This is a genomic window from Abditibacteriota bacterium (genome assembly GCA_017552965.1).
Classification (GTDB): Bacteria; Armatimonadota; UBA5829; order UBA5829; family UBA5829; genus RGIG7931.
Genome location: JAFZNQ010000137.1, coordinates 1 through 5295, shown reverse-complemented (window position 1 = coordinate 5295; position 5295 = coordinate 1). Strand labels below are relative to the sequence as shown.

The following is a 5295-nucleotide window of genomic DNA, read 5'->3' as shown; positions in this document are numbered from 1 at the left end:
GCTATATGCTGGAACCAGCTGTCTTTGGCGGCGCCGTGCCAGTGCTTCACGCCGGCGGGTATATATAACGCGTCGCCGGGCCTGAGCTCCCGTGGCTCCCGGCCCCATTCCTGATACATGCCCTTGCCGCAGATGCAGATAAGGAGCTGTCCGCCGCCCTTGTCCGCGTGGTGCACGTGCCAGTTGTTGCGGCAGCCGGGCTCAAAGGTCACGTTGAAGGTCGGTACTCCTTCCAAAGTCAGAGGAGCCAGCCAGCTCCTGCCGGTGAAATACTGCTTAAAGGCGTCGTTGGGCTCTCCTGTGGGAAAAGCCGACAGCTCCGGAACTGCGTCTGCCTTTTTGCCTGCTTCGTCCTTCCAGACCTCGTCTATCAGGGGGAAGGCGCTCCAGGCCTTGGGCCAGCCGCAGTAGAAGGCCAGCTGGGTGACCGTCTCCACCGCTTCCTCTTTGGTGATCCCGTGCTCCCTGCCCAGTGAGAGATGGGCCTTAAGCTGGGGATAAAGACCTGCCGAAAAAAGGGCCGCAATGGTGATCATGCTCCGGTCCCTGGCTGACAGCTCGTCCTCCCTGGACCAGACCTCGCCGAAAAGCACGTCGTCATTGAGTTCGGCAAATTTGGGCGCCAGCTCTCCCAGATTGTCTCTGCCTGCCGTCTGTTTTTTGGGCATATTTTCACTCCTTTCTCCGGACGCCGTCTGTCCCGCTTCCTTGCCGGAAACGGCGGCTCCGCTTTTTTGTGTCCTTGTCTTAGCGCTGCCGCTGCTCTCGCAGCCGGTGAGAAAAGCGGTGATGAGCATCAGGACGCATAATACTGATAATACTGTCTTGTTCATACTTTATTTGCGTCTTTATTTGGCGTAGCCCAGCTTTTTTACCCATTCACGGGTCTCCTTTTCGGCGCCGGGCACTTCTCCGCCACGCACCGACAGAGCGTCGCCGGACTTTACCTTGGCTCCCTTTGCCAGCTTTTCTATGGTCTTCAGACTGCCTGCGCCGTTGGAACTGCCTTCGTGGGAGAAGAAGGGGATAAGGGTCTTGCCCTGCAGGTCGTTGTTTTCAAGGAAGGTCCACATAGGCATAGGCAGGTCGTACCACCAGACGGGGAAGCCGATGAATACCGTGTCATACTTCTTCAGCTCTTCCGGCGTCAGTTTGACGGTGATCTCCGGGCGGATGCCTTTATCCTGTTCTTTTTTTGCCCGTTCGGCAGTTTCTTCGTAGCCCTTGGGGTATTCTTCCCTGGTCAGGACCCGGATCAGATCTCCGCCGGTCTCTTCCGCTATCCAGTGAGCCAGCTTGTCCGAGTTGCCGGACCAGGAAAAATACACCACCAGGACTTTGGTATCCTTGGTCATCTCGCTGACGGGCTTCTGAGGCGCCCGGCTCTTGCCCGCGCAGCCGGCAAGGGCGGCTGTCAGGATCGCCGCGGCGATGAGCGCCGCTGCGAGCATAAGAGTGTGTTTCATTTTGTCTATCTCCCTGAAGTATATGAGAAGGCCTTTCGGGAGCCTTCATTTTTTGCTTTTTTGGTATTGCTTCAGATATCCGGCGAGCATGTCCCGGCAGAAATCCCCGATATCGGCAACCGGATCCGTTTCCCCGTCTGTCAGAGCCCAGCAGAAGACGATGCCGTAATAATGGGCTGTTATCCGCCCGGCGATCTCTTCCGCGGGGGTCTTCTTTTTCAGCTCGCCGCTTTCCGCGGCCTTTTCCAGCATGCCCCTTATGACCCGGCGGTCGTATTCCAGCTTGCGGACTCCATCCGGGTCGTCCGGGTCCACCACCTCCTTCACCCACTGCTGCGCCATGCGGAGACCGAAATCCCGGATGAGCTCCATGGAGCCGGTGAGAAAGGCGGTAATGCGCCCGCAGACATCCTTGTTTCCGGCGGAGGAATAGTCGTGGACGGCTTCAAACTTTGAGTGGGCTATCTCTCCCACCACGTCCTCCTTTTTGTTGAAATAGGTGTAGAAGGTGCCTTTGCCTACTCCCGCTTCACGGGTGATATCTATGATCTGCACCGCATCAAAGCCTTTTTCGTTGATGAGCTTTTCCGCCGCGGCGACGAGCTTGGCTTTCGTTTTCAGGGCTCTTGTTTGCCTGACTGTCATTATGGGCCTCCCTGCGGGGTATCTGTCTTTAGTATAACACAAAACCGACCGCAGGTCAATGACTCCGGGTCAGTTTTCGGCGCTATGCAAAAAAAACTCCGCGGATACAGGTATCCGCGGAGCGCCCGTTGCGGTTTATTTCACAGTCACCTTGCATTTAGCGGTGAAGTCGCCGTCCTTGGACTTGGCCCTGACGTCCACCTTGCCGGGCTTTACTCCCGTCACGGTGCCGGAGCTGTCCACGGTGGCTATGGAGGGATCATAGCTGATCCAGGTGACTCTCTTGTCCGTGGCGTCGGAGGGGCTCACCGTGGCCTTGAGGGTGACGGAGGAGCCTGCATTCACCGTGACGGCGGTCTTGTCCAGACTGAGCCCCGTGACCGGGACTGCCACCTTTATCTTGCACTTGGCCTTGAAGCCTCCGTCTCTGGTCTTCACTCTGATGCGGGTCTCGCCGATGCCTACGGCTTTGACGTTGCCGTTCTGGTCCACGGTGGCCACAGAGGTGTCATAGCTCATCCAGGTGACCTCCTGATTGGTGGCGTCGGCGGGCGTCACTGCAGCCTTCAGGGTGTACGTCCCTCCGGGCCGGAGCTTCACGGTGGTCTTGTTCAGGGTGACTCCCGTGACGGATATCACCACTCTGATCTTGCATTTGGCTTCGTAGCCTCCGTCCCTGGTCCTGACCCTCACCTTGGTGGTGCCGGGGCCCACGGCCGTGACCACGCCGGACGAGGACACGGTGGCTATGGTTTTGTCGTCGGTGCGCCAGGTGACGGACTTGTCGGTGGCGTTTAGGGGGAGCACGGCTGCCTTTAGCGTGGCCGTATCGCCCTTTTCCAGCTTGACAAAGTCCGAGCTGAGCTCCACGCCCGTCACTTGGACAACAGGCTGGTTGACCGTCACCGAGCAGGTGTCGGTATAACTGCTGTCGGCAGTCTTGACGGTGATCGTGCAGCTGCCGGCTCCTTTGGCGGTCACCAAGCCGGAGGAGGATACCGTGGCCACGGCCGTATTGGAGGAGGACCAGGTAACCTGCTTGTTGGTGGCGTTGGAGGGGCTCACCGTGGCAGTCAGGGTGCGGGTGTCTCCCACGTCAAGAGACAGGGAGGCGTAGTTCAGCGAGACTCCCGTCACCTTTACGACGGGGTCGGTGACCGTCACCTTGCAGGTGTCCGTAAAGCCTCCGTCAACGGTCTTGACGGTGATCGTGCAGGTGCCGGCTTTTTTGGCAGTCACCACTCCGGAGGAGGATACGGTGGCTATGGTTGTGTTGGAGGAGGACCAGGTGACCTGCTTGTTGGCCGCGTCGGAGGGCTTTACCGTGGCGATGAGCGTGCGGGTCTCCCCCACGTCGGGCACGATCGAGCCGTAGTTCAGCGAGACTCCCGTCACGGACTGCTGCACTGTCACCTTGCAGGTGGCTGTGTAGCCTCCGTCAGCGGTCCTGGCCGTGATCACTGCCGTTCCGGGGGCTTTGCCCGTTACCGTGCCGCTGTTTACTGTGGCCACGGCAGTGTTGGAGGAGGACCAGGTCACCTTTTTGTTGGTGGCGCCGGAGGGCTTCACCGTGGCTGTCAGAGAGTAGCCTTTCCCGGTCCCCAGGGTAAGGGCGGAGGTGTTCAGGGATATGCCGGTCACGGGGACGGGAACAAGGCAGTACATCTTGATGCAGACGGCGTATTTGCTGTCCCACGCAGTGAGAGTGTCTTTCCAGGAGGCGCCGTTGGAGGACACGTAGCTTCCCCACGTGCAATAGGAGGCGTCGTTGCACAGGGGGATATACCATACTCCGTCTTCCGCCTCAGTATCATATTGGAAGATGACCCGTATCTTGTCTCCGGCCCCATAGGACGTGTTTACGCGAAACAGATAGTAGCCGGGCCATTCGATGTATTTGGTGACGGTTTTTTTGAGGACGTCGTTCACGTATACGTAGCAGGTGACGTTTCTGCCTCCCGCGATCACGTAAGTGGCGGCGTCCACCAGAGTCGCCGCATCGGCAGGTGTGAAATCGACCCTGCCCCAGTTCGATTTTTTTAATCCGGAGGTGAGGCCCTTCTTTTCCTTGTAAAAATACCTGTTGTAAACGGAGGTGTCTTCCGTCAGGGTGAACTTGGCGTATTGCTCGGCGCTGTTGTCATAATAGGACATCCAGAAATAGCCGTCGTCCCCCCAGTCGGTCCCCCAGCTGTTCCTGGCCAGCCAGGCTCCGTTGCCGGGAGCCGTGGTCTTGAAGTTGTACTTGGAGTAGTTGTCGTCCCAGCCTATGATGAGTATCTCGTGGTTGGTGCTTTTTTCCGCATTGCAGTAATAAGCGGAGCCGCCTGCATAGGTCTTGGTGAGGTAGGAGTCATTGTTGGAATAATAGGCAAATTCCACCGCGCCCTCGTCCATGATGAGCTGCTTGATGTGATCCATGGCGGCCGTGTTCAGGCTGCTGCCGTCCCATATCTCCGAGCTGCCGTAAGACACGTTGGCGGGGACGTATTCCGCCCCGGTGATATAACCCCTGATATAAGGCGTTTTGGCGGGAGCGGGAGGGACGCTGTTTTTGTCCAGGGAATAGTCGATGGGATCTTCCTTTTCATACACGGGGCCCTGCAGCTGGGCGAAATAGGCGGTGGACTTCAGATAGTTGCCGCCGGTGTTAAGGGTGGTGCCGTAGAAGTCGCTGGCCCAGCGCACCAGATTGAAGGTGGAATACTCTATACTGCCGTAGGGATGCCGGGTAAGATAGTTGCCTTCCATGCCGCCCATAGCGGCGAAGGCCCAGCATATCCCGTAGGGATTCTGGTTCCTGACAGGCGGCACTCTTCCCTCGTCCCTCAGATCGTAGGAGGCGGGCAGGGAGCCCTTTTTCAGGCCGGTGTCCTTCGGCAGGGTCCAGGAATTGAACTCGGGAGGGACGTGCCCCGAGAAAAACAAGCCCCCGGTGGCCGTCTTGACGGGCTCGCTGCCGTATTCCAGCCATTCCAGATATTTGGGGTTCGTGGGGGAGATGTCACTGTCATCGGCCCACAGTATGCCGCAGAAAAGCAGCAGCGATATTAGCGCAAAGATGGTTTTTTTCATAACCCGGTTCCTTTTTGATGACCGACGTTGCAGAGCAGCGGGGTCCAATGGTCTTATAATACAATTATAGGCTGTTTTGGCAGATAAGTCAACGATTTTTGTGTTTGGC

General features: G+C 57.9%; 4 protein-coding genes. All 4 read right to left on the bottom strand.

The window, feature by feature from the left end; translation table 11 throughout:
• The coding region (locus IK083_11125; GenBank protein MBR4750105.1) for a carboxymuconolactone decarboxylase family protein at positions 1-668 on the bottom strand (668 nt) is incomplete at its 3' end.
• A gap of 180 nt (positions 669-848) precedes the next feature.
• Positions 849-1466, bottom strand: coding sequence for an NAD(P)H-dependent oxidoreductase (locus IK083_11120; GenBank protein MBR4750104.1), 618 nt, complete (start codon positions 1464-1466; stop codon positions 849-851).
• A gap of 45 nt (positions 1467-1511) precedes the next feature.
• On the bottom strand, positions 1512-2111 hold the full coding sequence (locus IK083_11115; GenBank protein ID MBR4750103.1) for a TetR/AcrR family transcriptional regulator: 600 nt from the start codon (positions 2109-2111) through the stop codon (positions 1512-1514).
• A 135-nt stretch (positions 2112-2246) separates the two neighbouring features.
• Complete coding sequence (locus IK083_11110) at positions 2247-5186, bottom strand: Ig-like domain-containing protein (GenBank protein ID MBR4750102.1); 2940 nt, start codon at positions 5184-5186, stop codon at positions 2247-2249.
• Positions 5187-5295 lie beyond the last annotated feature (109 nt).